General features: G+C 37.3%; 25 protein-coding genes and 1 tRNA gene. 15 read left to right on the top strand and 11 right to left on the bottom strand.

What is annotated here, in order from left to right:
* Positions 1-57: 57 nt before the first annotated feature.
* From H4J57_RS02150 to H4J57_RS02140, 3 genes are all read left to right on the top strand, one after another.
* The gene (locus H4J57_RS02150) at positions 58-246 is read left to right on the top strand and encodes an AlpA family transcriptional regulator (RefSeq protein ID WP_182202516.1); all 189 of its coding nucleotides are present in this window, start codon (positions 58-60) and stop codon (positions 244-246) included.
* Positions 246-497 carry a hypothetical protein gene (locus H4J57_RS02145; protein WP_182202517.1) on the top strand — a complete coding sequence of 84 codons (252 nt, stop codon included), beginning with the start codon at positions 246-248 and terminating at the stop codon, positions 495-497. Before H4J57_RS02150 ends, H4J57_RS02145 begins: the two co-directional genes overlap by 1 nt.
* Positions 498-794: 297 nt before the next feature.
* Positions 795-1,370: an inovirus-type Gp2 protein gene (locus H4J57_RS02140; protein ID WP_182241788.1), complete on the top strand. Its 576-nt coding sequence runs from the start codon at positions 795-797 to the stop codon at positions 1,368-1,370.
* Positions 1,371-1,478: 108 nt separating this feature from the next.
* On the opposite strand, the gene H4J57_RS02135 is transcribed toward H4J57_RS02140, so the two are convergent.
* Entirely contained in the window at positions 1,479-1,703 is a 225-nt protein-coding gene (locus H4J57_RS02135; RefSeq protein WP_182241787.1) for a hypothetical protein, read from the bottom strand.
* Between the two features lie 622 nt (positions 1,704-2,325).
* Here H4J57_RS02135 and H4J57_RS02130 point away from each other — a divergent pair.
* On the top strand, positions 2,326-3,255 hold the full coding sequence (locus H4J57_RS02130) for an acyl-CoA thioester hydrolase/BAAT C-terminal domain-containing protein (protein WP_182241786.1): 930 nt from the start codon (positions 2,326-2,328) through the stop codon (positions 3,253-3,255).
* Between the two features lie 653 nt (positions 3,256-3,908).
* On the opposite strand, the gene H4J57_RS02125 is transcribed toward H4J57_RS02130, so the two are convergent.
* Positions 3,909-3,985 (bottom strand) — tRNA-Ile (locus H4J57_RS02125).
* 164 nt (positions 3,986-4,149) lie between these two features.
* On the bottom strand, positions 4,150-6,909 hold the full coding sequence (locus H4J57_RS02120) for a choice-of-anchor B family protein (RefSeq protein WP_182241785.1): 2,760 nt from the start codon (positions 6,907-6,909) through the stop codon (positions 4,150-4,152).
* 141 nt (positions 6,910-7,050) lie between these two features.
* Between H4J57_RS02120 and H4J57_RS02115 the strand changes: the two genes are divergently transcribed.
* Together H4J57_RS02115 and H4J57_RS02110 are read left to right on the top strand one after the other, a co-directional pair.
* The gene (locus H4J57_RS02115) at positions 7,051-7,887 is read left to right on the top strand and encodes an MbnP family copper-binding protein (protein WP_182241784.1); all 837 of its coding nucleotides are present in this window, start codon (positions 7,051-7,053) and stop codon (positions 7,885-7,887) included.
* Positions 7,880-9,040 carry an MbnH family di-heme enzyme gene (locus tag H4J57_RS02110; RefSeq protein WP_182241783.1) on the top strand — a complete coding sequence of 387 codons (1,161 nt, stop codon included), beginning with the start codon at positions 7,880-7,882 and terminating at the stop codon, positions 9,038-9,040. Before H4J57_RS02115 ends, H4J57_RS02110 begins: the two co-directional genes overlap by 8 nt.
* Before the next feature lie 3 nt (positions 9,041-9,043).
* On the opposite strand, the gene H4J57_RS02105 is transcribed toward H4J57_RS02110, so the two are convergent.
* The 5 genes from H4J57_RS02105 to rpsU all read right to left on the bottom strand — a co-directional run bounded on the left by H4J57_RS02105 (position 9,044) and on the right by rpsU (position 14,404).
* Positions 9,044-9,673 carry a hypothetical protein gene (locus tag H4J57_RS02105; RefSeq protein WP_182241782.1) on the bottom strand — a complete coding sequence of 210 codons (630 nt, stop codon included), beginning with the start codon at positions 9,671-9,673 and terminating at the stop codon, positions 9,044-9,046.
* A gap of 117 nt (positions 9,674-9,790) precedes the next feature.
* On the bottom strand, positions 9,791-11,632 hold the full coding sequence (rpoD, locus tag H4J57_RS02100; protein WP_146798012.1) for an RNA polymerase sigma factor RpoD: 1,842 nt from the start codon (positions 11,630-11,632) through the stop codon (positions 9,791-9,793).
* Positions 11,633-11,746: 114 nt separating this feature from the next.
* Positions 11,747-13,504 carry a DNA primase gene (dnaG, locus tag H4J57_RS02095; protein WP_182221176.1) on the bottom strand — a complete coding sequence of 586 codons (1,758 nt, stop codon included), beginning with the start codon at positions 13,502-13,504 and terminating at the stop codon, positions 11,747-11,749.
* 199 nt (positions 13,505-13,703) lie between these two features.
* Entirely contained in the window at positions 13,704-14,150 is a 447-nt protein-coding gene (locus tag H4J57_RS02090) for a GatB/YqeY domain-containing protein (RefSeq protein ID WP_182218037.1), read from the bottom strand.
* Between the two features lie 38 nt (positions 14,151-14,188).
* Positions 14,189-14,404 carry a 30S ribosomal protein S21 gene (gene rpsU / locus H4J57_RS02085; RefSeq protein ID WP_011045067.1) on the bottom strand — a complete coding sequence of 72 codons (216 nt, stop codon included), beginning with the start codon at positions 14,402-14,404 and terminating at the stop codon, positions 14,189-14,191.
* Positions 14,405-14,767: 363 nt separating this feature from the next.
* Between rpsU and tsaD the strand changes: the two genes are divergently transcribed.
* Positions 14,768-15,826, top strand: coding sequence for a tRNA (adenosine(37)-N6)-threonylcarbamoyltransferase complex transferase subunit TsaD (gene tsaD / locus H4J57_RS02080; RefSeq protein ID WP_070374848.1), 1,059 nt, complete (start codon positions 14,768-14,770; stop codon positions 15,824-15,826).
* A 29-nt stretch (positions 15,827-15,855) separates the two neighbouring features.
* Here the strand turns inward: tsaD and plsY are convergent, their stop codons facing one another.
* Positions 15,856-16,458, bottom strand: a complete 603-nt coding sequence (plsY, locus tag H4J57_RS02075) for a glycerol-3-phosphate 1-O-acyltransferase PlsY (protein ID WP_310733556.1) — start codon at positions 16,456-16,458, stop codon at positions 15,856-15,858.
* Positions 16,459-16,678: 220 nt separating this feature from the next.
* Between plsY and folB the strand changes: the two genes are divergently transcribed.
* The 5 genes from folB (at position 16,679) to H4J57_RS02050 (ending at position 20,697) form a co-directional block, all read left to right on the top strand.
* Entirely contained in the window at positions 16,679-17,053 is a 375-nt protein-coding gene (folB, locus tag H4J57_RS02070) for a dihydroneopterin aldolase (protein WP_070374846.1), read from the top strand.
* Entirely contained in the window at positions 17,053-17,550 is a 498-nt protein-coding gene (gene folK / locus H4J57_RS02065; RefSeq protein WP_182241781.1) for a 2-amino-4-hydroxy-6-hydroxymethyldihydropteridine diphosphokinase, read from the top strand. The genes folB and folK overlap by 1 nt, the downstream gene beginning before the upstream one ends.
* Before the next feature lie 48 nt (positions 17,551-17,598).
* Positions 17,599-18,414, top strand: coding sequence for an undecaprenyl-diphosphate phosphatase (locus H4J57_RS02060; protein WP_182221174.1), 816 nt, complete (start codon positions 17,599-17,601; stop codon positions 18,412-18,414).
* A 134-nt stretch (positions 18,415-18,548) separates the two neighbouring features.
* Positions 18,549-19,703: an acyl-CoA dehydrogenase family protein gene (locus H4J57_RS02055; protein WP_070374843.1), complete on the top strand. Its 1,155-nt coding sequence runs from the start codon at positions 18,549-18,551 to the stop codon at positions 19,701-19,703.
* Positions 19,704-19,848: 145 nt separating this feature from the next.
* On the top strand, positions 19,849-20,697 hold the full coding sequence (locus tag H4J57_RS02050) for a tetratricopeptide repeat protein (RefSeq protein ID WP_310733497.1): 849 nt from the start codon (positions 19,849-19,851) through the stop codon (positions 20,695-20,697).
* A 99-nt stretch (positions 20,698-20,796) separates the two neighbouring features.
* On the opposite strand, the gene msrA is transcribed toward H4J57_RS02050, so the two are convergent.
* Complete coding sequence (msrA, locus tag H4J57_RS02045; protein WP_182241780.1) at positions 20,797-21,342, bottom strand: peptide-methionine (S)-S-oxide reductase MsrA; 546 nt, start codon at positions 21,340-21,342, stop codon at positions 20,797-20,799.
* A gap of 163 nt (positions 21,343-21,505) precedes the next feature.
* Between msrA and H4J57_RS02040 the strand changes: the two genes are divergently transcribed.
* Both H4J57_RS02040 and H4J57_RS02035 read left to right on the top strand, forming a co-directional pair.
* Positions 21,506-22,768, top strand: coding sequence for a HAMP domain-containing sensor histidine kinase (locus tag H4J57_RS02040; RefSeq protein WP_182213213.1), 1,263 nt, complete (start codon positions 21,506-21,508; stop codon positions 22,766-22,768).
* The gene (locus tag H4J57_RS02035; protein WP_182241779.1) at positions 22,765-23,337 is read left to right on the top strand and encodes a response regulator transcription factor; all 573 of its coding nucleotides are present in this window, start codon (positions 22,765-22,767) and stop codon (positions 23,335-23,337) included. Before H4J57_RS02040 ends, H4J57_RS02035 begins: the two co-directional genes overlap by 4 nt.
* Positions 23,338-23,339: 2 nt before the next feature.
* Here H4J57_RS02035 and H4J57_RS02030 read toward each other — a convergent pair whose 3' ends face one another.
* The gene (locus tag H4J57_RS02030) at positions 23,340-24,458 is read right to left on the bottom strand and encodes a DUF3083 family protein (protein ID WP_182241778.1); all 1,119 of its coding nucleotides are present in this window, start codon (positions 24,456-24,458) and stop codon (positions 23,340-23,342) included.
* A gap of 127 nt (positions 24,459-24,585) precedes the next feature.
* Between H4J57_RS02030 and H4J57_RS02025 the strand changes: the two genes are divergently transcribed.
* Positions 24,586-24,828 (top strand): DUF3820 family protein, encoded by a 243-nt coding sequence (locus H4J57_RS02025; RefSeq protein ID WP_070374839.1) that lies wholly within the window; start codon positions 24,586-24,588, stop codon positions 24,826-24,828.
* Positions 24,829-24,880: the final 52 nt, after the last annotated feature.

Raw genomic sequence — 24,880 nt, 5'->3', positions numbered from 1 at the left:
TTTGATATCTGCGTAGAATTACACGTGCTTTCAACAAACTTTAAGGAATTATAAAGCATGTCAAACAATCAAATAATGACTCTGGCTGACTTAGCCAAACTGATAAATAAATCAAAAGTTACAATTTGGCGATATTGGAAAAAAGATAGAGTATTGCCACCCCCTATTTTACTTAACGGTAAATGCCTTGGATGGAAGACCTCAGTAATCACTCAATGGTTAGATGATAACCAAGGGAGTGTCTAATGAATAATCCAACGCTAACACAAGTGAAAATCATACAAAATCATCTTGAGAATATAGGGCCAATCAACACAGATGAAGCTCGGTTAATGTATGCAATAGTAGACGTGCCAAGAGTTGTTTCTACATTAAGTAAAATAATGAACATTCGGCATATACCTATAAATAATCGTAGCCCCGTAACAGGGAAAATAAGGGGGATTATGAAATATGTATTAGAGCAAAAAGAAAAACCTATATCCGATAAAACATAAATGAATAATCGAAAATAGGCTTAGGTATTAATACTGGTGGTTCAAGTTTGACGGCAAGGGCCACCAGCTAACAAAGGATTATATACATAAATTAGAATTATGAACAACCACCTGATAAAACCTCAGTTAAAAATACTATATTGTGTATGTAATAAGGTGAAATCTGATTATGGGGTTTTAGGTATGCGATTATTTTTATTATCACCTAGCACCTTATTATTTACAGGATTTAAACTGCGATAGTAATTACTAACTTTGGTGGGGGTAATTAATAATATCTAACTATGTCTTTTTATTATGGGTAAATATTCCACTACATCAGAATACATTATTGTAGATAAAGAAATTTGGTCAATTAATGCAGGCTATAGCAAAGCTGGATATCCGTTAGCTATTTATACCAAGCCAATGAAGGCAATCATCAATCAACTTAATGCAATGACTAAGCAATACAGCAGAGTGTTAGTTATTAGGTTTGATCTGCACTTAGAAGAATATACTGGTAACAATGAACAGTTATCAAAATTCATAAAATTACTTTTTAACAGGCTCCGAGCGAAATACAAGCTTAATGATATTGGTTATGCGTGGTGCAGGGAACACGAACGCTCAAAACAGCAACATTATCACATGGCAATATTCATTGAGGGACGAAAAGTTAGAACACCATTTAGCTTATGGGAAATGATTCAAGATGCATGGTGGTTTGTGCGAGGTGGTCACATGACAAAGATACCCTATCGTATGGTTAATCGAGATGACTTTCAATCACGGCAAGATGCCATTTATCACTTATCTTACTTAGCTAAAACGAGAGGTAAAGGGTATCGGTCTTTACAAACAAAAGATTATTCTAATAGTAGATTAAAGTGATGATTTTAAAATTGAAGGGGTCCGAACACAGGCATAATTTCATGTGTCGGACCTTATAGCTTTACAGAATAAATCTATTTAGCAACGTGAACTATTGCGTGTATATGTTTATCTACTTGCTTTAATGACTGGATCATCATTGGCCTTCAAAGTGGCAACTTCTAATCTTAAAGCACTTAACTGCTCGTTAGTTTTTTTAGATTCAGCAATTAACTCACTTAGTTTATCTTTTGTTCCGAAAATAGCGAATGGTAATAAAAACCATAAAACAGCCAAAACAAATAAAAATAAAATAATTGCGACACCAACCCCACCGCCTAATAACTCATTCATCACACTTCCCTTTTATAATATAAGATTCAAATTTCATACGATTCAGACAATTAGTCATAAGATTGTTATCGGATATTTAGTAATGCTCTTTGCATGAATCACATTTAACATCACATAAAACGAATATATTTGATAGAAAGAGATTATAAATACTTTCAATATTAGAGGTATTATCAATCTATAGTTTTCTTGCATTATAAAAAGAGTTTTAAAGACCTTAAAGAATGAACTGGACAATTACATCAGTTGTGCCACCTAATTGCATCAGAACTGCCAGTCATTATCATCTAATACTGTCACCTAATAACATTAGGTTTGCCACTAATAAATATGATCACTTGGTGCGCTTCAATGTCATTAACTTTAAATGATTTTCCATATATTTTCTAATGGGCATTTAACCATTAATTACTAAGCCAGCTTAGTATATTTCCTTATTTTTGTAACATACTAGCCTTTATACATCTGTGTTTTATGAAAAACTTAATTGATGTACTTTTTAATTCATTGAAATTATGGGATATTATCAGAGTCATATTATCTGGTTTGCTAAGACTGTGTAATAAACGTTAAATTACTGCCAAATTGCAAATAAGAATATTATCCGTAGATACGAGTGCTAATGAAAAAAGTTATTCCAAAGATATTGATTTGGTGTTTAGGTTTATCACTATTACCATTTTTGCTTATTCTAGGCTTTGAATTACTCTCAGAGTCGTTTTATGATGAACATGACCTGCCGAAAAACTATGGCAAGGTTGGTGCTAAGTTATATCTGGGAGAAGGAAAAAGACAACCGCTAATCGTAGCGCTGGGAGGCTCGGAAGGAGGAAATATTTGGGATAAATGGGTGGGCTATAGAAAATCTCTAAATAAACGAGGGTATGCTTTTTTGCCCATTGCATATTTTGGAGAGAAGGGAATACCCGAAAAGTTAGATCGTATCGCATTGAATGGGGTTCATGATGCGGTTTTGAATGCTGCTAAAAATCCAAATATAAATGAAAACTGCATCGCTATTATTGGTGGTTCTAAAGGTGGTGAGATGGCTTTATTACTTGCAAGTTATTACTCTGAGTATAAAGCCGTAGTAGCTCTTTCACCAAGTAACGTAAATTTTACATCAACAACAAACCCTATGATCAAGATATCTTTCCCGATAGTAATGAATACTCCTTCATTTTCAATGAACGGTGAATCATTACCATTTGTGCCTGCGAACTGGCGAGCGAAACTAAAAGGGGGTAGTGGTGATTTTCTAGGTTTTTACGAAGATATGCTAACAAACACATTGGCAGTTGAGTTGGCGGCAATTAAGGTAGAAAAGATAAATGGACCCATTTTAATGATGTCGGGTACAAACGATGAACTTTGGCCTTCATCTGTAATGTCAGAAATGATGATAGAGCGTTTAAAATTAAACAATTTCTCTCATAATTACGAACACCTTGAATTATATGGTGGTCATGGTATTTGGGTAAGACACATGAATATGATTGATAATTTTTTATCTAAAAACATAATGTCAAAAAACAATTCAAATTGTAGATAGGAATATCCATAAGAAATAGCATAAGTTAAAATGAGACTCTGATTTAAAAGCATTTCATAAACACAACAAATAATATGATCTCAAATAGTCTATGGTTAACTGTTTCCTGCGGTGTTACCAATACAAAACCTAATCCGAAAGATTCTAGACATTTATTGGCTAATGTCCGCAAAGTGGCAAAAGTGAGCATTAGCAGTGTTCAACTTATCCAAAGTGACAGCTTTAATAAGGCCGAAATATTGTGGCATAGTTAAATGTAATTGGTTTTTTTAGGTAAATGCAATTACGTGGCACTGCTGCTAGAGATTCTCCAATGAACCTCAGATAACCTAAGATAAACCTAACATAACCTAACCTAAACCTCACCTATACGAAAATGCATAAACCTATCAAAACCTTACTTTCAAACTTAAATAATTAACTTAGCATTAATAGTATTTGCGGTTTATAAAAAGACTTTGTAGTGTTAATAATTGTTAATTTTTTCGGAGTGTTTTACTTAAAAAAAGTTATTGATAGTCTTTGAAGAAATATAACTAAGAAAATCATAAGAAAAAGAATAAATAAATGCTAACTAGACCCACAACTAGACCTTGTATAGATAGTTTGCCTATTTTGTTAGTGGTTGTTAACCTGGTGTGTACTAGTAGAAATGGTGGCCCCTCCCTGACTTGAACAGGGGACCTGTCGATTATGAGTCGAATGCTCTAACCAACTGAGCTAAGGGGCCATCTTTTTATCAGCTTTAAATTGAGACTTCAACTTAAAGCGGCGTGAAGTATAAGCATTTTTTATTTTGTTGTCACTAGCGTATTTTTAAAAAATGCTAAATTTTACGTTGTTCGCTTAATTGTTAGGCAATACGGGTGATTTTATATCACTATTGCCTAGATACTATTTATTGATAATGACTTTTCTCTTGGTTAATAAAGATAATGAAAGGATTGTTAGCCATAATATTGTGCCGCCGCTACTTGGTGCGTTGGGCGTTGGTGTTACTACAACAGGTGCGACTACTGAAACAATAACACTCCCTGTACTTGATGCACCTCTGAAATCAGTAGCGGTAAGTTTAAATGTTAACGAGGTAGCGTTATTTGGGGCTGTAAAGCTAGCTGATAACATATCAGCGTTAGTTATTGATACCGTTGAGCCTGCTGTTTGCTCCCATAAGTAGGTCATACTGTCGCTTTCTGCATCGATGGCTTGAGCCGTTAACGTTACACCTTGATTAGTATTTACTTCAAAATTTTCTCTTAGGGTAACCATAGGTGCTGTATTTTGATCATCATCAGCAATAGTGAATATAATCTCTGCATTATTACCTAACCGACTATTATCGATGCTTGATAAGGTTAAGGTGAACGTTTCATTTTCTTCTTCTTCAATATCATCAATAATAGTTAATATAATTTTTTTAGTATCACTTTCACCTTCGCCCCAAGATACTTGCCCCGATGCATCAATGATATCGCTACCAATAATCGCTTGCCCTGAAGTCAGTTGATACTGGAATGAGATACTGCCCGATGTGCTACCCATTCGGTTAACATTTACGGTGTATTCATCAACATTCTCTGCGATTGTTTGCTCGTCGAATTCAAAGCTTCCCGTTCCTTTGTCTATTAACCCAGTAATATTGATAGTGTTGTAACTGTTTGAGCCAAGTGTTGCACCATTTGTTGGATTATATAAACGTATAAAAAAAGACTCTGACAATTCGGTATTTGTTAGGTCATCTGCAATATCAATACTTATTGTCTTATTGGTATTATCGTTTGCAGCCCAAGTGAGTGTGTTGTTTTCTACATCAAAGTCAGTGCCTTTTTTGGCGCTACCTTGAATTACTTGGTAACTTACCGCAGTACTTTCTGTAATGTCTGAACCATTACGTTGCACAATGAGGTTGAGTGTTGTTCCTTGAGCGGTTTCTGTGCTTTTACTGGTAAAGCTGAACATTCCTTTCGTTGAAGCTTTTGCATTATCTTTTAGTACATACAGACCACTGTTAATATCGCTAACGAGAATATTTCCTGACGGTAAAAATGGATAAACGCCCCATGCACCATTAAAGCTTGCTGAGTTACTCGGTGTGAAAGTATCAAAGAACCCAACTTCAGTAGGCGTTGTAGGATCCGTAATGTCTAAAATGGTTAAGCCACGTTCGTAGTTAGACATATAGTATCTATTACCTCGAACAAAACCATTATGATCAATCGCTTGTGTAGGACCTGTCCATTGGCCAACCTGTGTTGGGTTCGTTAGGTCCCCAATTGAAAATATTCTAACGGTGGTGTTTAATCCACCACGAAATTCATCAAATTCATCATGTAATAAAATGAACTGCTTATCTTCAGTGCCCCAACCGGAATGTACATATTTATTGTTCGGAGCTACGTCGTTATATTCAGCCGCACCTAACTGAGTTGAGTTATTTGGATCGGTGATATTCCATAACTTCATGACGTCTTCATTAAAATCAATGAAAACAGTACAGCTACCTGACGTTAAACCACAATCATTAACTGAACGTTGATCATCTATAACAAGAGAAGCCCCATCATGGGTGTAGCCATTACCAAAATTGTTAGCAGTAACGTTGACTAATGTTTTTGGGTTTTCTAATGAATAGCTTTGGAAAGCTCCACCTCTACTGTTTGTGCCAATAAGTTGCAGAGAAGCTGTTTGATCTGGAAGCGTTATATTAAGGGTATGATCAACATTAGTGATATAAACATTATGGGCTCTACTGACCACTTTATTCTTTTCAACTAAGGTTATTGAATGAGGAAGATTGTTAAGATCAATAATAGTCACATAATCTGTTGGACCATTTCGAACACCTTCGGTTGTAACATAAGCATAGGCTTGCCATAAATTGATATTTTCATCAAAGTATTGGTAAACTTTTACATCTCGCCATGTTGACGTTACTCCAGCTATTGTACCCACTTCAACAGGAGTGGTTGGGTTTGTAACATTAACCACAACAACGCCATTTTTTACGCCCATAATAGCAAATTCATTACCCGTATTTAAATCTACATGGCCCCAAATATCATTGCCTTCAACAGGATCACTCGACATTGCAGTTAATGGGAAATGAGCGAGTAAATCAATGTTATTGCAGTCAAAAATATCAGCTTTGCCATTAACACAAGGTTCATTTGCTTGGCTTTCACTGAGTTGATAATAACTTGCAAGTTTTTGTTTTAAATCTTTATCTTTAGCAAAGGCTTTACCATCTGCAATAACGCTAAAACCGTTGCTGCGAAGCTCATCAACCATTTCAATTGGAATATTATGTAAAGTGGTAACATTTGACTGAGGGCTTTGCGATTGATAATGATCAAATTGATTATAGCCTCCGACGACTGAGACAAGAGCGCTTTTTAAATAAAATAGTTCTTCGCTTGAAGTGATTGTAAAGTCGCCAGAAGCAACAAGTACGTTATCACCTTTGTTTGCTTGGCTAACCGCATAGGCAATTGTTTTACAGGGTCTAAGAACATTATCACAGCGGTCTTTATCTACGCCATTAACAGCAACAAACCTCGACTTATCATGCTCTGAATGAGCGAATGTATTTGAAGAGAGTAAAAAATAAGATATTGAAATAATTGCAATGCCAAGATGTAATGATATTTTAGCCATAATGTGCTCGTTTTTTTTTAGCTGCTCAATATTTGATGGCTTTACCATAGCAAGTTAACGTACAATTTAAAACCAACTCGTTAACATTACCTTAACTTCATGTAAATATTACTTTGCATTCAACGATTAAGCCTTATTCAAATGAACCGTTATATATTAAAAAAGATTTTATCTGTCACAACTATTTTTGGGTTAAGTATTACCTTACTTTCAGGATGTTTTCAAAAGTCACAGCCCACAAAAATTTCTTTTCAAGCTGTTTATAAAAATACTGACATTAACTGTGCAAGCAGTTTCTCTGATGTTCATGAATTAAAAAGTAGCGAATCACAAAAGTGGCAATATCAGCAGTTACAGTTTTTTATACATGGCGTTGAAGTGAATACCAATAGTAAGGGTTGGCAACCTTGGCTGATGACAACAAATGCAAATCAAGCAGACAATGTCGCTTTACTGGGAGAGATCTGTGATAGAAAAAATGGCAAAGGTTATTGGCAACTCGAATTAATGCCATTAGATGAAGCGGCTGTTGTTACTGATATTCGTTTTACTTTAGGTGTACCATTTGCACTTAATCACCTGAATCCATTAACCCAGCCTAGCCCATTAAATGACGCTTCAATGTTTTGGGGATGGCAAGGGGGGCATAAATTTATGCGGGCCGAGTTAGTCTCTCAAAATGATGACTGGCTATTTCACCTAGGCTCTACAGGTTGTAAAGCATTAAGCCCAGTACGAGCACCAAAAAATGAATGTTTGTATCCTAATCGCGTGTCTGTTGCTTTACCTTTTACCTTGGAAAATTCTACCATTGAATTTGATTTAGCGTTGTTAGTACGAGATGTTGGATTAGCAAGCAAAAATAGTTGTCAATCGGCAATCGATGAAGAGAGCTGTAAAATGTTATTTAAAAACTTAGGTTTGGGAGTGAATACTAGTAATGAATCGTTGTTATTTAAGACAAAAAATAATGGGTAATTGGCTTCTACATCGACTTAAATTAACACTTCAGTGCTTATTCACTTTTGGCATTTGCTTGGCTTTGCAGTCATGTAGTGATGATAAGAAATTAGAAAGTGATTATCAGTGGCCCATTATCGAGGGATTCCCTAAGCCGCAAGTACCGCAAGATAACCCAATGACCCAAGCAAAAGTTAATTTAGGTAAACAACTCTTTTTTGATAAAAGTTTATCTGCCAATCAACAACAAGCGTGTGCAAGTTGTCATCATCAAGAGTTTGCTTTTGGTGAAAATATCCCACACTCATTTGGCAGCACCGCACAACCACATCGACGTAATGCCTCTGCTTTAGTTAATATAGCGTATAACAAAACGTTAACGTGGGCACATGACGGTTTAACGTCAATTGAACAACAAATACTATTACCTATGTTTGGTGAATCGCCGGTTGAGCTAGGCATAACCGGTCATGAAGAAGAAGTTTTGGCACGCTTTAGCTCAGAAACTTATCAAATGTTATTCACAGAAGCATTTCCAAATCAAACCGTTAGTTTCGATTTAATTGTGAAAGCATTAGCGAGTTACGTGCGCAGTTTAGTTTCTTTAAATTCGCCTTTTGATAGCTATGCATATTTGGCTGATGACAATGCTATCTCTGCCTCGGCTTTGCGCGGTATGAATTTATTTTTCTCAGAGCAGCTTGAATGCCATCATTGTCACGGCGGATTTAATTTCACTCAGTCTACCAGTCATGAAAAACAGCTAATTGATCGTAGGCCTTTTCATAATACGGGTTTGTATAATGTTAGTGATAGTCACAAATCAGGTTACCCTAAACATGATACCGGTTTGTCTGAAATTTCAACGTTAGCAAGAGATAATGGCCGATTTAGAGCGCCAACATTACGTAATATTGAAGTTAGTGCGCCTTACATGCATGACGGCAGTATTGGAAGCTTAGCGGAAGTTATTGATTTTTATGCCGCGGGTGGACGAAATGTTACTACGGGAGAATATCAAGGTGATGGTCGAAGTAATCCACTGAAAAGTCAGTTCATTAAAGGGTTTGTCTTAACAAAAGCAGAAAAAGAAGACTTAATTGCTTTTTTGAAAACCTTAACGGACCAAACATTTCTATCTGATCCCAAGCATATTATTGTTGATAAGTAAGTCTTAAAACGTGAAGGTTAAACCTGCTGATAATTCACTTTGTACCCACATATCGCTCGATATTGCGATTTTACAGGTATTGTTATCACAGAAAAGTGCGTCTTGAGAGTCAATAAGTGTCGCATATACTCTTGCACCTAAACGAATCGCTATACGGTCATTGAGTTGTAATTTACTGTAAAACCCTAGGTTTACAGAGAGTTTAGTTTCATCATCAAGTTCTTTTGCCTTGGGTGAAAAATGCGTAACACCAAAGCCACCAGAAAACCAAAAGGGGACTAAGCTATTTGAAAGTGGCACATTACCACCGATATGTAGGTAAGTTACCGATAAGTCACTAGTATAAGGGCTTAATAAACTGGCAGGGATTAATTCACTTTCATAGTGACTTATCAGTAATTCACCTTGTCGTTTATTGTCATAAGGCCAAGCAACAATCACCCCAAAACTTGAGCCTTCATCTATATCTACTGCTAATGACTGAGGTTCATCAACACCATAAAAATCTCCAGCAATAGTAAAATCTCCTCCCAAACGGTAACCTGCAAAGGGAGTTACCTCGATAGGTCCAGATTTAGCCGCTAAAGTAGGTAGTGTTAAAAATAAAGAAAATAGTAGAATGAGAGAGCGCATTGAAAGTCCTTTTATGCAAAATTTGATTGACTGATAATTGAGTCGAGTTAATTAAAGACAAAAAAAATCCAGTAATTAATTACTGGATTTTAAGTCATCTATTTAAAAATGAAAGCTTTATTCGCCGTCTAAGAAACTTTTAAGTTGCTCAGAGCGAGAAGGGTGACGTAATTTACGTAACGCTTTTGCTTCGATTTGACGAATACGTTCACGGGTAACATCAAACTGCTTACCTACTTCTTCTAACGTATGATCGGTATTCATATCGATACCAAAACGCATTCTTAACACTTTAGCTTCACGAGCGGTTAAGCCAGCTAATACTTCGTGTGTCGCATCTTTCAAGTTTTCAGCGGTAGCCGAGTCAACAGGTAGTTCGCCATTACCATCTTCAATAAAATCGCCCAAGTGTGAATCTTCGTCATCACCGATAGGGGTTTCCATTGAAATAGGTTCTTTAGCAATTTTCAATACTTTACGAATCTTATCTTCCGGCATGATCATGCGTTCAGCTAATTCTTCAGGTGTTGGCTCACGTCCCATTTCTTGTAACATCTGACGAGAAATACGATTCAATTTATTAATCGTTTCTATCATATGTACAGGGATACGAATTGTTCTGGCTTGGTCAGCAATTGAACGGGTGATCGCTTGACGGATCCACCACGTTGCATACGTTGAAAATTTGTAACCACGACGGTATTCAAATTTATCAACCGCTTTCATCAAACCAATGTTACCTTCTTGGATTAAATCTAAGAATTGTAAACCACGGTTGGTATATTTTTTAGCAATCGAGATAACTAAACGTAGGTTAGCTTCAACCATTTCTTTTTTCGCACGACGAGCCTTAGCTTCACCGATAGACATACGACGGTTAATATCTTTAATACCGTGTACATTTAAGAACGTTTCTTTTTCTAATTGGTTTAATTTATAAATACAACGTTCAACGTCTAACTCAATGTCAGACATTTTTGCTGAATAAGCATGACCTGCAGCTTTTTGCTCGTTAAACCAATCTTTAGAGGTTTCATTACCTGGAAAGATTTTGATAAACGTTGTTTTAGGCATGCCAGCACCAACAACACAGTGCTTCATGATTAAACGTTCTTGAATACGTAATCTATCCATTACGCTACGCATGTTTTTAACAAGCTTATCAAAAAGTTTAGGGATTAAACGGAATTCTTTAAATACTTCAGCTAAATCATCAATCGCTGCTTGTGCGTCTTTATGACCGCGACCTTTAGCATTAATAACTTTATTTGCTTTTTCGTAGGCATTGCGAAGTAGAGTGAACTTTTCTTTAGCAAGTTCAGGACAAGGACCGGTATCTTCTTCTTCCTCATCTTCTTCGTCGCCATCAGACTTATCTTCGTCGTTGAGCTCTTCTTTTGAAAGCTCTGAACCAATATGCGTCGCTGCTGCTGGAATTTCTTCTTCTTCAGCATCAGGGTCTAAAAAGCCAACGATAATATCGGTTAAACGTACTTCTTCAGCTTCAAAGTTGTCCCACATATCGAGTAAAAAATTGATTGCCGGCGGATATTCAGCAACACTACGCTGAACTTCCTTAATGCCTTCTTCAATACGCTTAGCGATAACAATTTCGCCTTTACGCGTTAATAGCTCAACCGTACCCATTTCACGCATATACATGCGGACAGGATCAGTTGTTCTACCAATTTCGCTTTCAACCGTAGCAAGTGCTTGGGCAGCTGCTTCAGCAGCATCTTCATCAGTATTACCTTCTGTCATCATCAAGGTATCTTGATCTGGAGCAGTTTCGAATACCTGAATACCCATGTCGTTGATCATTCTAACGATGTCTTCAACTTGGTCTGAATCGATTATATCTTGTGGCAGGTGATCGTTAACTTGAGCAAAAGTTAAGTAACCTTGCTCTTTACCTTTGGTAATGAGCTCTTTAAGTCTAGATTGTGGGGCTTGATTCATTGACGAGTGTCCACCTAAATTATGGCTATCAAAATGAAAACAGTAAGCCGGAAATTATAGCTAATTGCTTAGTATATTGCCAGCGTTAAAGTTTGTTCAACTTATTTTTGTTTGCTACGCACTTAACAAACTATGTAATTCTTGTTTCTCACTTTTACTTAAGCCAGTTGCATGTTCTTTGGCAAGCAATTGCTCCGTACGTTGTTCAATAAATTTGTTTAAAAAACTTTCTATTACATCAATAAACATCGATTCAGCATTTTCAGGTTCAACATGATGTTGTAAGCACATTAACTTTGTTAATTGGCTACCTTCAGTGGTCCCTCGAAAATGTTCAATAAGCTGAGCACTGTTAATTTTTGAATTTTGTTTACATAAAACTAACAGTCGATTTAGCAAAGGAATACCTGGCATATCGAGTTGTTGTAAAATAGTAATATCCGGTAATGCACTAATGATATGGGGGTGCTCAAGTAATAATGCAATAGCAAGGCGTAATGGTGTGATCTTACTTTGCTTCTTTACCGTACTCGCCTTGTTGTTTTGATTGTTCTTTTTACGTAATTCGTCTAAACGTTTTTCGTTGCCACGGGCGAATTTATTGGCTAATTCAGTCAAAATTGAATCTTTCAAGGTACTATCAGGCAGCTTATTTAAGTAAGGCTGGAAGAGCTCAATCATTTTTGATTTTCCTTCCAAAGTACTCATATTGACTTGCAGAGAAAGGTGATCAAAAAGAAAAACTGACAAGGGTGTGGCGTTATCTAGAATTTCTTCGAAAGCTTGTTGACCTTTTTCTCTGATCAACGAATCAGGGTCTTCACCGTCAGGCAAAAATACAAATTTTAAACTCGTACCATCGTTGATTAAAGGCAGGGCATTCTCCATGGCTCGCCATGCAGCATCTCGGCCTGCTCGGTCACCGTCATAACAACAGATAACTTCTTTAACGGTTCTAAATAAAGTTTGGCATTGTTCTGGGGTGGTTGATGTACCGAGCGACGCTACAGCATAGTCGACACCATGTTGTGCTAATGCCACAACATCCATGTAGCCTTCAACCACGACCAATCGAGACAATTGTTTATTGGCTTGTTTTGCTTCAAATAATCCGTAAAGTTCATGGCCTTTATGATAAATACGTGTTTCTGGAGAGTTTAAATACTTTGGCGTACCATCACCCAATACACGACCACCAAAACCAATAACGCGACCTCGCTTGTCACGAATGGGGAATTGAATACGACCTCTAAAACGATCATAAGGACGATTCTTATCGCCAGGGATTGCCATACCTAAATCTACAAGTTGCTGAGTGGTTTCAGGATTTTTGGCAAAATGGTTCATCATCCCATCCCAAGCGTCACTGATATAACCAATACCAAAGCGCTTCACTACTTCACCGCTTAAGCCGCGACCTTTTAAATAATCAATGGCGGAATCTTTATCGGTAGCAACTTTTAATTGTTGTTGATAAAAACGACTGATTTTTTCCATCAGTTCGTAATCATCTTGTTTTTGTTTATGAACTTGTTGTTGCTGCTTTAGTTGCGCAGGGCTCTGGTTATTCTGTTCACGTGGCACCTCCATATTATAATGGGAGGCAAGTTCTTCAATCGCATCAGGGAACTCTAAACGGTCAAATTCCATCAAAAAGGAAATAGCATTGCCGTGTTCTCCACAACCAAAGCAATGATAGAATTGCTTATCTTGGCTAACACTGAACGAGGGAGACTTTTCGGTATGGAATGGGCAACAAGCTTGATAATTTTTGCCGGCTTTTTTTAGCGGCACTCGAGAGTCAATTAATTCAACAATATCAGCGCGCGCTAATAAATCATCAATAAATTGTCGAGGGATCATACCAGTCATGTCTACATTTTCTTTGGTTGTTTGTGCGAAGGTTATTTTAAACCTAATTGACCTGTACTGGATAGGTGTTTTTTAACTTCTCACCCAAGTGAAACGATAAATAGGTATTATATAAAACAATAAAGCCGTGAAAATAAATTTCACGGCTTTAAAATGTACATTTTAATAAAACGAAAACAGTAAGCTTTAGTAAAATCCGTTATGCATTTAAGGTATTACGAACTTGGCCACTTACTGCACCTAAGTCTGCTTTGCCTTGCATTAATGGTTTTAATACCGCCATTACTTTACCCATGTCAGCCATTGAAGCAGCACCGGTATCAGCAATAGTTTTGGTAATTAACTGACTAATTTCTTCACTTGAAAGTGGCTGCGGAAGAAAAAATCCTAACGCGGTTACTTCTTCAGCTTCTTTAGCAGCTAACTCATCACGACCACCGTCAGTAAACATTTTGATCGACTCTCTGCGTTGTTTAACCATTTTGGTTAAAATCACAATGATGTTCTCATCAGTTGGTTCAAGGTTATGATCGATTTCGGCTTGCTTAATTGATGAAATGGCCATACGAATAACACCAAGACGACATTTGTCTTTAGCACGCATCGCAACTTTCATTTCATCTCTGAGTTGGTCTATTAAACTCATTTATTTTACTCGATAGTCTTAAATACTACTAAGGTATCTTAGTACATGCGAACGCGGCGAGCGTTTTCACGAGAAACTTTTTTAGCAGCACGCTTAACAGCGGCAGCTTTCTTACGTTTACGTTCCCAAGTAGGCTTTTCGTAAGATTCGCGACGGCGAACTTCTGAAAGGATCCCTGCTTTTTCACATGAACGTTTAAAACGACGTAATGCAACGTCAAATGGTTCGTTTTCTCTAACTTTAATTACTGGCATGTATAACCTTAGTATGTATCTATATGATTGGTGTATCGCTTAAGCATTATTGCTTCGCAAACACCCACTCTATCAAAATTGGGTGACGTATTCTAAAGCTAAGCACTAGTTAAAGTAAAGTGTAATATTTTCTAAAATTAAAATTAACTGATTTAATACCAATTTTATTATATATCCACTGACTTTCACGGGGGGAAAACGAATAATAATTTATTAAACGTTGTCGCTGACCATTATCTATTTTTCTGATAAAAAAGTAGATCACAACCTTGTTCAAATGGGTATAATAGCTAACGTATTTGGCGTTAAAATCGCTCAATAAAATGAAATAAACATTATTTAGGCTTTTAGGTTAAGGGTATTATGCGAATTTTAGGTATAGAAACATCTTGTGATGAAACGGGTATTGCTATTTATGATGACGGAGAAGGTGATTTACCTAAAGGTATTGTAGCCCATCGTTTATATAGTCAAATAGCTGTTCATGCTGACTACGGCGGAGTCGTTCCTGAATTAGCGTCACGAGATCATGTCCGTAAAACAATACCTTTAATTAAAGAAGTGTTAAAAGAAGCTAACTTAACCCCTGCTGATCTAGACGGCGTTGCTTATACTGCAGGGCCTGGTTTAGTGGGGGCATTATTAGTAGGCTGTTCAATTGGCAGAAGTTTAGCTTATGGCTGGGGACTTCCGGCAGTGCCTGTTCATCATATGGAAGGGCATTTACTCGCGCCTATGTTAGAAGAAAACGTGCCAGAGTTTCCTTTTGTTGCCCTGCTCGTTTCGGGTGGACATACTATGCTAGTGCGTGTTGACGGCATTGGTCGATATGAATTACTCGGTGAATCAGTTGACGATGCTGCGGGTGAAGCGTTTGATAAAACAGCTAAGTTACTTGGGCTTGATTACCCCGGCGGGCCTGCTTTATCGAAGATGGCTGAAAAAGGCACAAAAGGGCGTTATAAATTGCCGCGTCCAATGACAGATCGTCCAGGTTTAGATTTTAGCTTTAGTGGTTTAAAAACCGCTGCGGGTACCGTTATTCGCAAAGAAATAGCGTTACAAAAAGCACAAGGCAATGAAGGTATGGATGAACAAACTCATGCCGATGTCGCTTATGCATTTCAAGAAGCGGTTGTTGATACCTTAGCAATAAAATGTCGCCGTGCTTTGCAGCAGTGTGAGTTAAAACGTTTAGTGATTGCTGGTGGCGTTAGCGCCAACACATCGCTTCGAGAGAAATTAGCGGAAATCACTAAAAAGCTCGGTGGTGAAGTTTTTTATCCACGTCCTGAGTTTTGTACTGATAATGGCGCGATGATAGCTTATGCTGGCTTGCAACGTTTAAAAGCAGGAACAGATGCAGATTTATCGTTTAAAGCGACACCACGTTGGCCGTTAGATACTTTACCAGCGGTATAACTAGCGGTAAAGTTGGCACATTAATGACTTCATTTGGCCTTAGTAAAGGATATTTTACCTTCATCTCCTTTCATTAATCGCCAAATGTTGTCCTTGTGGCGAAAAATAATTAATACCGAGAGCATCATCACTGGGTACATATATAGAGGTTTTAATAGCCAAATATAAAAAGGCGCAAGCGATACGGTAATAATAGCGGCTAAGCTTGAATATCGGCTAAAATAAATCACACTTACCCAGGTCAGTATCAATAAACCCCCAAGATCTAAACCTATCGGTAATAATACACCCAGTGCGGTTGCAACGCCTTTTCCGCCTCTAAAGTTAAAAAATATAGGGTACATATGGCCTAAACAAGCAGCCAATGCTATTAACCCTAAATTAAGGGGGTCTAAATCAAGGAAATAAGCGCCCCACACCGGAATAGTGCCTTTGAGGATATCAAAGACCAGCACCAGTGCAGCGATGAATTTGTTACTAATACGCAAAACATTGGTTGCGCCAGGATTGTTTGAGCCGGTAGTGCGAGGATCTGGAAGTTTTAATAGCTTACACAATAAAATAGCACTAGAAATCGAACCGACCAAATAGGCAGCAAGCATTATTATCAGTGTTACTAATAGAGCGCTAATACAAAAACCTCTCAATTCATTGTTAAAATGATGGTTAATTATAACAAGTTTTCAACAATTTTAGATATTCTAGCCTTTCATAATGTCAATGGAAATAAGTTTTTCTATCGTCTATTAATAAAAAAAATGAATTGATCCGTCAACCACTAGTTTTTATAACTTTGCACAGGTAAAATCGACCTATATTTTTAGTTGTTTTATTAAAGATGAGTGTACGTTAATGGATAAAGTTTATATTGAAGGCTTGAGTATTCAAACCACCATAGGTTTTTTCGATTGGGAAAAAGAAATCAAACAAACCTTAGTGATTGATTTAGTTATGGGGTGGGATACCGCCAAACCGGCCGAAAATGATGAGCTAGCTAAAACACTCGATTATGCCGACATATCAGTAAAAATAGCTGAATTTGCTAATAAAAATCCCGTAGATTTAATTGAAACATTAGCAGAGCGTTTGGCTAAATTCTTAATCGAAACTTATCAGATCCCTTGGCTTAAATTAAAAGTAGCCAAGCCTAATGCGGTGCATAATGCCATCACAGTTGGCGTTGAAATTGAACGTGGTAGCCAATCAAATAACAGTAATCATGGGTAATGGCGCGTTTATATATTTCGCTTGGCAGTAATGTAGACCGTCAGCACTATTTACAGACAGGATTGACTGCCCTTGAAGCGCTGCTTGGTGAGTTAACGCTATCATCTTTATTTGCTAGTAAAGCCGTAGGATTCGACGGTGCTGAATTTTATAATATGGTGATCGGTGCGACGACCGAACTTAATATAGTACAAGTGGCTAAAGCACTCCGCGAAATTGAGCTTAAAAACGGTCGAGAAATTGATGCTAAAAAATATAGCCCACGCACCTTAGATTTAGATTTATTGCTGTTTGACGATTTAGTGTTGGACACTCCAGCACAAATTCCACGTGCCGAGATCACAGAAAATGCCTTTGTTTTATGGCCATTGGCTGAAGTAGCGCCAGATCTTAAACACCCCATTTTAAAAAAATCGTACCAACAACTTTGGCAAGCTTACGATAAAACACAACAACAAATAACCACAGTAGACTTTTCTTGGTCAAGCCAATTATAAAAGTTAGACATTAAAAAATTGAATTATACATAAGGAATATAATAAGCAATGACCATTACAGAGATATTTATTTTAGCTATTCTCCAAGGATTAACGGAGTTTTTACCCGTATCAAGTTCAGCACATTTAATCTTGCCATCAGCTGTTTTAGGCTGGAAAGATCAAGGTTTAGCACTCGATGTTGCTTTGCATGTTGGAACATTACTCGCAGTTGTTTTATATTTTCGTAAAGATGTCGCTAATATGGCTGTTGCTTGGGTGGGTAGTATAAAAGGTGATAATACTAGCTTTGATGGCAAGCTTGCCTGGTGGATATTATTTGCGACTATTCCATTAGGAATATTTGGTTTGCTCGGCAAAGACTTCATCGAAGCACATTTACGTACTGCGTTGGTTATTGCTGCTACTACCTTAATTTTTGGATTTTTACTGGGTTTTGCTGACATTAAAGCGGGTAAAAGAAAAGCGACTGAGCATATTGATTTTGAAAAGCTAGGATTTAAAGGTGCTATGCTAATTGGTTTAGCACAGGCGGTAGCATTAATTCCGGGTACATCGCGTTCAGGTATAACAATGACTATCGGTTTGATGCTTGGCTTAAGTCGAGAAAATGCGGCTCGATTTTCTTTCTTATTGTCAATTCCTGCCATTGCGATGGCGGGGAGTTATTTAACATTAAAATTAATTACTGAAACGGGTCCTGTTGATTGGAATGCTATTGGTATTGGCAGTGTGTTAGCTTTTTTTAGTGCTTATGCCTGCATTCACTACTTTCTTATTCTATTGGAAAAAGTCGGTATGATGCCATTTGTTATCTATCGCTTAGTTCTGGGTGTCGCATTACTTTGGTTTGTGCTGGGTTGATTGATCTAAATCGGTGCAGCTATCGTTTAGTTAATTAGAAAAAAATAATAATAAATTTAAATATGCGATTTAATTTTTAAATACGCATCTAAATACAAATAAATACAAATTTAATATATAAAAGTGAGTAACGAATGAATTTATCATTAACCGAAGAACAGATGATGATTCAAGATATGGCAAAAAAATTCGCTGAAAGCGAATTAGCTCCTGTAGCTGCCGAACTTGATGAAACCCAAGATCAAACACTTTTCCTCAACAACCTTGCGCAGTTAACTGAACTGGGTTTTATGGGCTTAAATATTAAAGCAGAATATGGTGGCGTTGAAGCAGGCACGGTTGCTTTTAGCTTAGCGATAACAGAAATAGCACGCGCATGTGCAGCAACCGCAGTAACAACATCAGTGACAAATATGGTTGCTGAAGTTATTCAAGCGGTTGGTAATGAAGAGCAAAAGCAAAAGTATTTACCTAAAATATGTAGTGGTGAATATAAAGCAGGTGCTTTTTGTTTAACAGAGAATGACGCCGGTTCAGATCCTGCTGGCATGAAGACCTCTGCGGTACTCGACGGTGATGCATACGTACTCAATGGCAGCAAACTCTATATTACCAGTGCCAGCTTTGCTGACATCTTTGTTGTTTGGGCGGTAACGGACGCGACCGCTCGAAAAGGTAAGGGTATTTCATGTTTCTTAGTGGAAGCAAATACACCAGGTATTACGGTCAGTAAGCCAGAAGAAAAAATGGGGCAAAAAGCATCACCTACTAATGAAGTGAGCTTTAGTAATTGTCGGATACCTGCTAGTGCCATGATGGGCAAAGAAAATAAAGGCTTTGGCGTTGCGGTCGGCGAACTTGCGGGCGGTCGAATTGGTATTGGTTCATTAGCGCTAGGCATTGGTTTAGCCGCCATGGATTACGCTCGTGCTTTTATCACTGAACGTAAGCAGTTTGGCCAAGCATTATCAAACTTCCAAGGTTTACAATGGAAACTTGCTGAACGTTACACAGATTTAGAGGCAGCCCGTTTATTGTTAATGCAAGCTGCTTATACTAAAGAACAAGGGTTACCCTTTGGTAAAGCCGCTTCTATGGCGAAGTTATTTGCCGCAGAAAAAGCGAATACTGCTTGTTATGACGCTTTGCAATTAATGGGCGGTGCCGGCTATATTAAAGAATATCCGCTTGAGCGCATGGCTCGCGACGTACGTATTACCACTATTTATGAAGGCACCAGCGAGATCCAAAAAATCATTATTGCTCGTGAGTTATTAAACGAAGTCTAATTATTATTAGACTTATATGATACGAAAGCTGAACGTCCCTTTATTGATAGGCGTTCAGCTTTTTGTATTAAGGCACTTGCGCTTTTTATAATTGCCCCAAAATATAGATTATAGACGCTCATCAATAAACTAAATGGAAGTGAATGTGACTACAAATGCCATTGAAATTACCCTAGAAAATTTTCAACAAATTATTTTAGAAGAATCAAAATCGAAGTTAGTCTTAGTTGACTTTTGGGCGGCACAGGTCCCTGAAAGTTTGGAGCTAAAAGATAAGTTAGCCATCGGCTTGCAGGGTTTTGAGCAGTATATATTATACGCCACGGTTGATTGTCAAACTCAGCAACAAATTGCCCAACAATTTGGTATTCAAGGTTTACCTACGGCGATTTTAGTGAAAGATGGCCAACCACTTGATGGTTTAACTGGGCCACAAGATGACGACAATATAAAAGAATTTTTAGCGAATCATTTACCTAAAGAAGAAGACTTATTACTCATTCAGGCGCAAAAGTTATTAGCTGATAATAATATTAATGATGCCTTCACGGTCATTAATAGTGCTTATCAACTTAATAGTGAACGTGCCGACATTAAATTAATGATGGCAGATGTTTATTTACAAACGGGTAAAATAAGCGAAGCAGAATCTTTATTAACCACTATTTTAATGGTTGACCAAGACAGTCACTATCAAGCGCTTATCGCTAAACTTGAGCTTGCCAGTCAAGCCGCGGACTCACCAGAAATTAAAGCACTAGAAGCACAGTTAGTGGACGACGTTGACAACATTGCTTTACAACATCAACTTGTTGCGCAATACAGCCAAGTCAATCGACATGAAGAAGCGTTGACGTTACTGTTTCGTTTAATGCAAAAAGACAGTAGTGATGCTGCGAGCAAAGATCTTTATCTTGATGTGTTAAAGGCTTTACCTGATGGCGATCCATTAGCCAATAAATTTCGCAGAAAACTGTATACCTTAATGTATTAAATCAGTACTGGCAGTAGATGCGTGACACTGATTATTTCAGTGTTACGCACTTTGTGAAAGGTGAGGTTTAATTCTCAAGCTGACGATATTGCTTTAAGTCTATGATGATTTTAATTTATCCACGAACGTTTTTCTAAATTTTGCGAGCTTAGGCGAAACAATCGCCTGACAGTAAGGATTACCAGGATTATTATTGAAATAGTCTTGATGAACATCTTCACCAGAAAAGAACTCTGACGCTTGAGTTACTTCGGTCACAACCGCTGAGCTATACATATTGCTGGCGTCGACTTCTTTAATAATATCTTCAGCAATTTGCTGTTGTTCTTTGTTGTGATAAAAAATCCCTGAGCGATACTGGGTTCCTATATCGTTACCTTGACGATTTAATTGGCTGGCATCGTGTAGCGTGAAAAACACTTCTAATATTTCACGAGAAGTGATCGCTGCGCTATCAAAAGTTAACTGCACGACTTCTGCATGGCCGGTTTGACCCGAGCAAACGTCTTCATAAGTTGCTAACGCTGCGCTACCGCCCATATAACCTGATACGGCAGATTTAATGCCGATTAATTGGTTGTATGCACCTTCAATACACCAAAAGCAACCGCCTGCCAGGGTGATTTTTTCTTCATGTGATGACATTAAAATAAACCTTAATAAATTTGATTAAAATAACTGTATAACAATAGACGTTTAGATGTCTATATGTTTTTATCTGAAATTTAAAATAAACTGTTTTTGATCAGTTAAAATTATAAAAATTAGCGTAACATCAACAAATACGATTAACCAATATAAAAATATTATGTCTTTATTTTTTAGAAAGTTTAACCAAGTTCGCACCGTTCTTTTATTGCGCAGTGCGGCAATTATTATTCAGCTGATATTAATACTTTTTGTTAATGGCGTTTTAAACTATCAGCTGCCTTGGTTACCGCTCATTATTGTTATTTCAATTGAAGCTTTATTTACGTTAGTCAGCTATTTATATTATAAATCTGGGAAAGAAGCCGATAAGCTCGCCTTACTTGGGCAGATTTGCGCTGATATCTTATTTCTCTCACTTATTTTATATTTTAGCGGCGGAGCAACTAATGCTTTTGTCTCGTTATTACTTATTCCTATTGCTATTGCTGCTGTGACGTTAACACCGTTATTACTTGGAAGTGTCGCACTATTAGCGATTGCTTCATACAGTGTTTTATTGTGGTTATTACCCATGTCAGTAATGCATGGCAATATGCAAAGCCACTTTATTGGTATGTGGATCAATTTTCTCTTTTCTAGCATTGTTGTTGCAACCGTTGTTGGCCAAATGGCACGAAGAATTTCTCAAAAAGAACAGGCGATAGCTGCTTTTCGGGAAGAGCAATTAAAGCAAGAAAAAATTATGTCATTAGGGGTCGCTTCTGCGCAAATAACTCATCAGCTCGCTACTCCGATAGCAACTGTACAGCTGCTTGTCGATGAACTCAGTGAAGAGCTACCTGAGCACCCTGCGATTGTTGACCTACAAGGACAGTTATTACGTTGTAGCAGAAGTTTAGCTGAGTTTCGTAAAATGGTTTTCGAGATTAAAGAGCAAAAGTCAAAAGAGGTACTTTGTGCTGATATTGTGCAAGAAATGCGTGATCATATTAACTTAAATTATCCTGATGTTAGGGTGAACTTTTTGTCTGAGACGCACCAATCAATACTCAGTGAAAACGCTAAAGTATTGGCTGATGCTTCATTATTGCCAGCGATTTTAAATTTAGTTAATAATGCGATTCGAGCCACTAAAGCCAGCGGTAGTGATAAAATTGAGTTATCTAGCTTGTTTGATGAAAAAAATTGGCAACTCAGTATTCGTGATTTTGGTTGTGGTTTTACCCAATTAACACTAAGTGAGTTAGGCGTTAAACCCGTAAACAGCAAGCAAGGATTAGGTATGGCGGTATTTTTGAGTCATGCAAGTTTAGAGCGATTAGGTGTGACACTTACCTTAACCAATCACGTTGCTGGTGGCGCATTAGTAACGTTGAAGTTACCGTTAGTGGTTAATGATATGCAGGAAAAAAGTGAATGAAATTATTAATTGTTGAAGATGACAGTACCTTTGCTAATACGCTTAAAAGGCGTATGGAAAAACATGGCTACAGCTGTTGGTTGGCCGATAATATTAACGATGCATTATTAACCTGTCATCGTCAATTGCCTGAATTCATATTGCTCGATATGAAACTCCATCATGAAAGTGGCTTAAATTTGATTAATCCGATGAGGAAGCTATTGCCAAAGAGTCGTATTATTTTGTTAACCGGTTTTGCCAGTATCGCTACTGCCGTTGACGCAATAAAGCTTGGCGCAGATGATTACTTAACCAAGCCGGTCGATACACAGACTTTATTATCGGCTTTAGCTAAAAACGCTAACAGTTCGTCGCTAAAAAAATCAACATTGGCTGCAAATCCAGCAACAAACATTATAAATGAGCCAACGTTGTCAACCGAGCAGGTTGAATGGGAGTATATTCAACAAGTCTTAAAATTTAATAATGGTAATGTTTCAGCAACGGCTCGTCAGCTTTCAATGCACCGCAGAACCCTACAACGCAAGCTACAGAAAAAACCAACGGTTAATGGCGAAGTTGATTAACCTTAGTTTTCAATATTATAAGCAATATGCTGGTGAAACCTTAACGTTAATTCATCTTTATTAATGGGGATTTCGAGTTCGGTCGCTAATAAACGCATTGCCTGTTCTATTTGGTTAATAAACTTGCCATAGCCGCTGTGCTGGGAATCTTCTGCGGTAGCCACAAAGATAAGTTGTACGTTATCAACTAACTCATCGGCTTTCCATTTACTCACCAAGCCACAGGGACTCTGTTTAGGGTTATAACCTAACATTTGTAACTCACCCATCTTAGAAATTATTTCATGCAAACTATGTCGGACAATGGGGACTAAACCATTAGCGATTAACGCCCCATTATTTAAATTAAAACGCTTAGCCACCAGTGAAAAAGTATCAGTTAAATAAGTATAAAGCGGATTGTATGGATCTTTAGAATTGGGATCAATGTCGACTAAACCCAATAAACGATTATCAATCGTTAGATTAATTACCGCATAACTTATTGCCGATGCGTTCGGTGTTATAACAACGTTTTGTGATTTATAGCGTTCATCAATCGGCCGTAACTTATGTGCTTGTGTGCCTAAGCAGCCTTTATTTTTAGCAAATAAATCATAGGTAAGATGTTGATGATCACGTAAACGTATCGCTTGGTTAGGTAATTTTGTTTGCTCGATAAAACTATGCAGTAACCGAGTCACTTTTTGATGAAATGCCGCGGCATTAAAACGAATGTCGTCGCCAGAGGCTAAAAACAGCAGGGTGATCTTTTTTGCGCGAATACTGGCATCAAAAAAAGAATTTTGTAATTGATGATTTTGAGGATCGTAATAAAATAAAATTTGCTGGCTGGTTTGCCATTGGTGCATTTCTTGACTGTAGCGAACGCGAACTAATTTATCGTTAGCAATAAATAAGCTACTTTGTATCGCATAGTCATTACTTAGCGTAAATAATAATTGTGATAAACTTTGATAAAAATCATAGTAAGGTTGAGTGCTATGCGTTGAAATATTTGGAGAAATTAACTCTATTAATTCATCGGTAATGGCAAACTCAGCTAAAATATATTGGTTATCTCGCGCATTTGAAGGAATATAAGCTTTGTGCGCCGCACTGCGTTTTCTTATTATAGACATGTTCGTTCCCTGTTTGAAGTTAGTCGATAAACTTAGGATGATTATAAATAGACCTTGTGACACTTTTATGATGTTAAAAGGTTTTGAGTTATTATCCCGACAAGAAAATTTAATAAGTAGAGAAACTATGTTTTCAGATCAACAAGCTTTGCTCGATGCTGTAAATCAAATAATGCCTTTTGGAAAATATGCAGGTAGACCCTTACTAAAATTGCCAGAGCCTTACTTAGTGTGGTTTAAATCAAAAGGTTTTCCTGAAGGTAAGCTAGGACAGCAACTTGAATTAATTTATGAAATAAAACTCAATGGTCTTGAAGGCATGTTAGAACCACTGTTACGCTCAAGTCGCTTAGGTATTCCACAACATTAAAATAATTTTTTATATAAAAATAACTTTTAATAATCATAGGTAATAACGCTTG

This window comes from Colwellia sp. BRX8-7 (assembly GCF_014077275.1).
GTDB lineage: Bacteria > Pseudomonadota > Gammaproteobacteria > Enterobacterales > Alteromonadaceae > Colwellia_A.
This window is presented reverse-complemented; position numbering and strand designations above follow the sequence as displayed.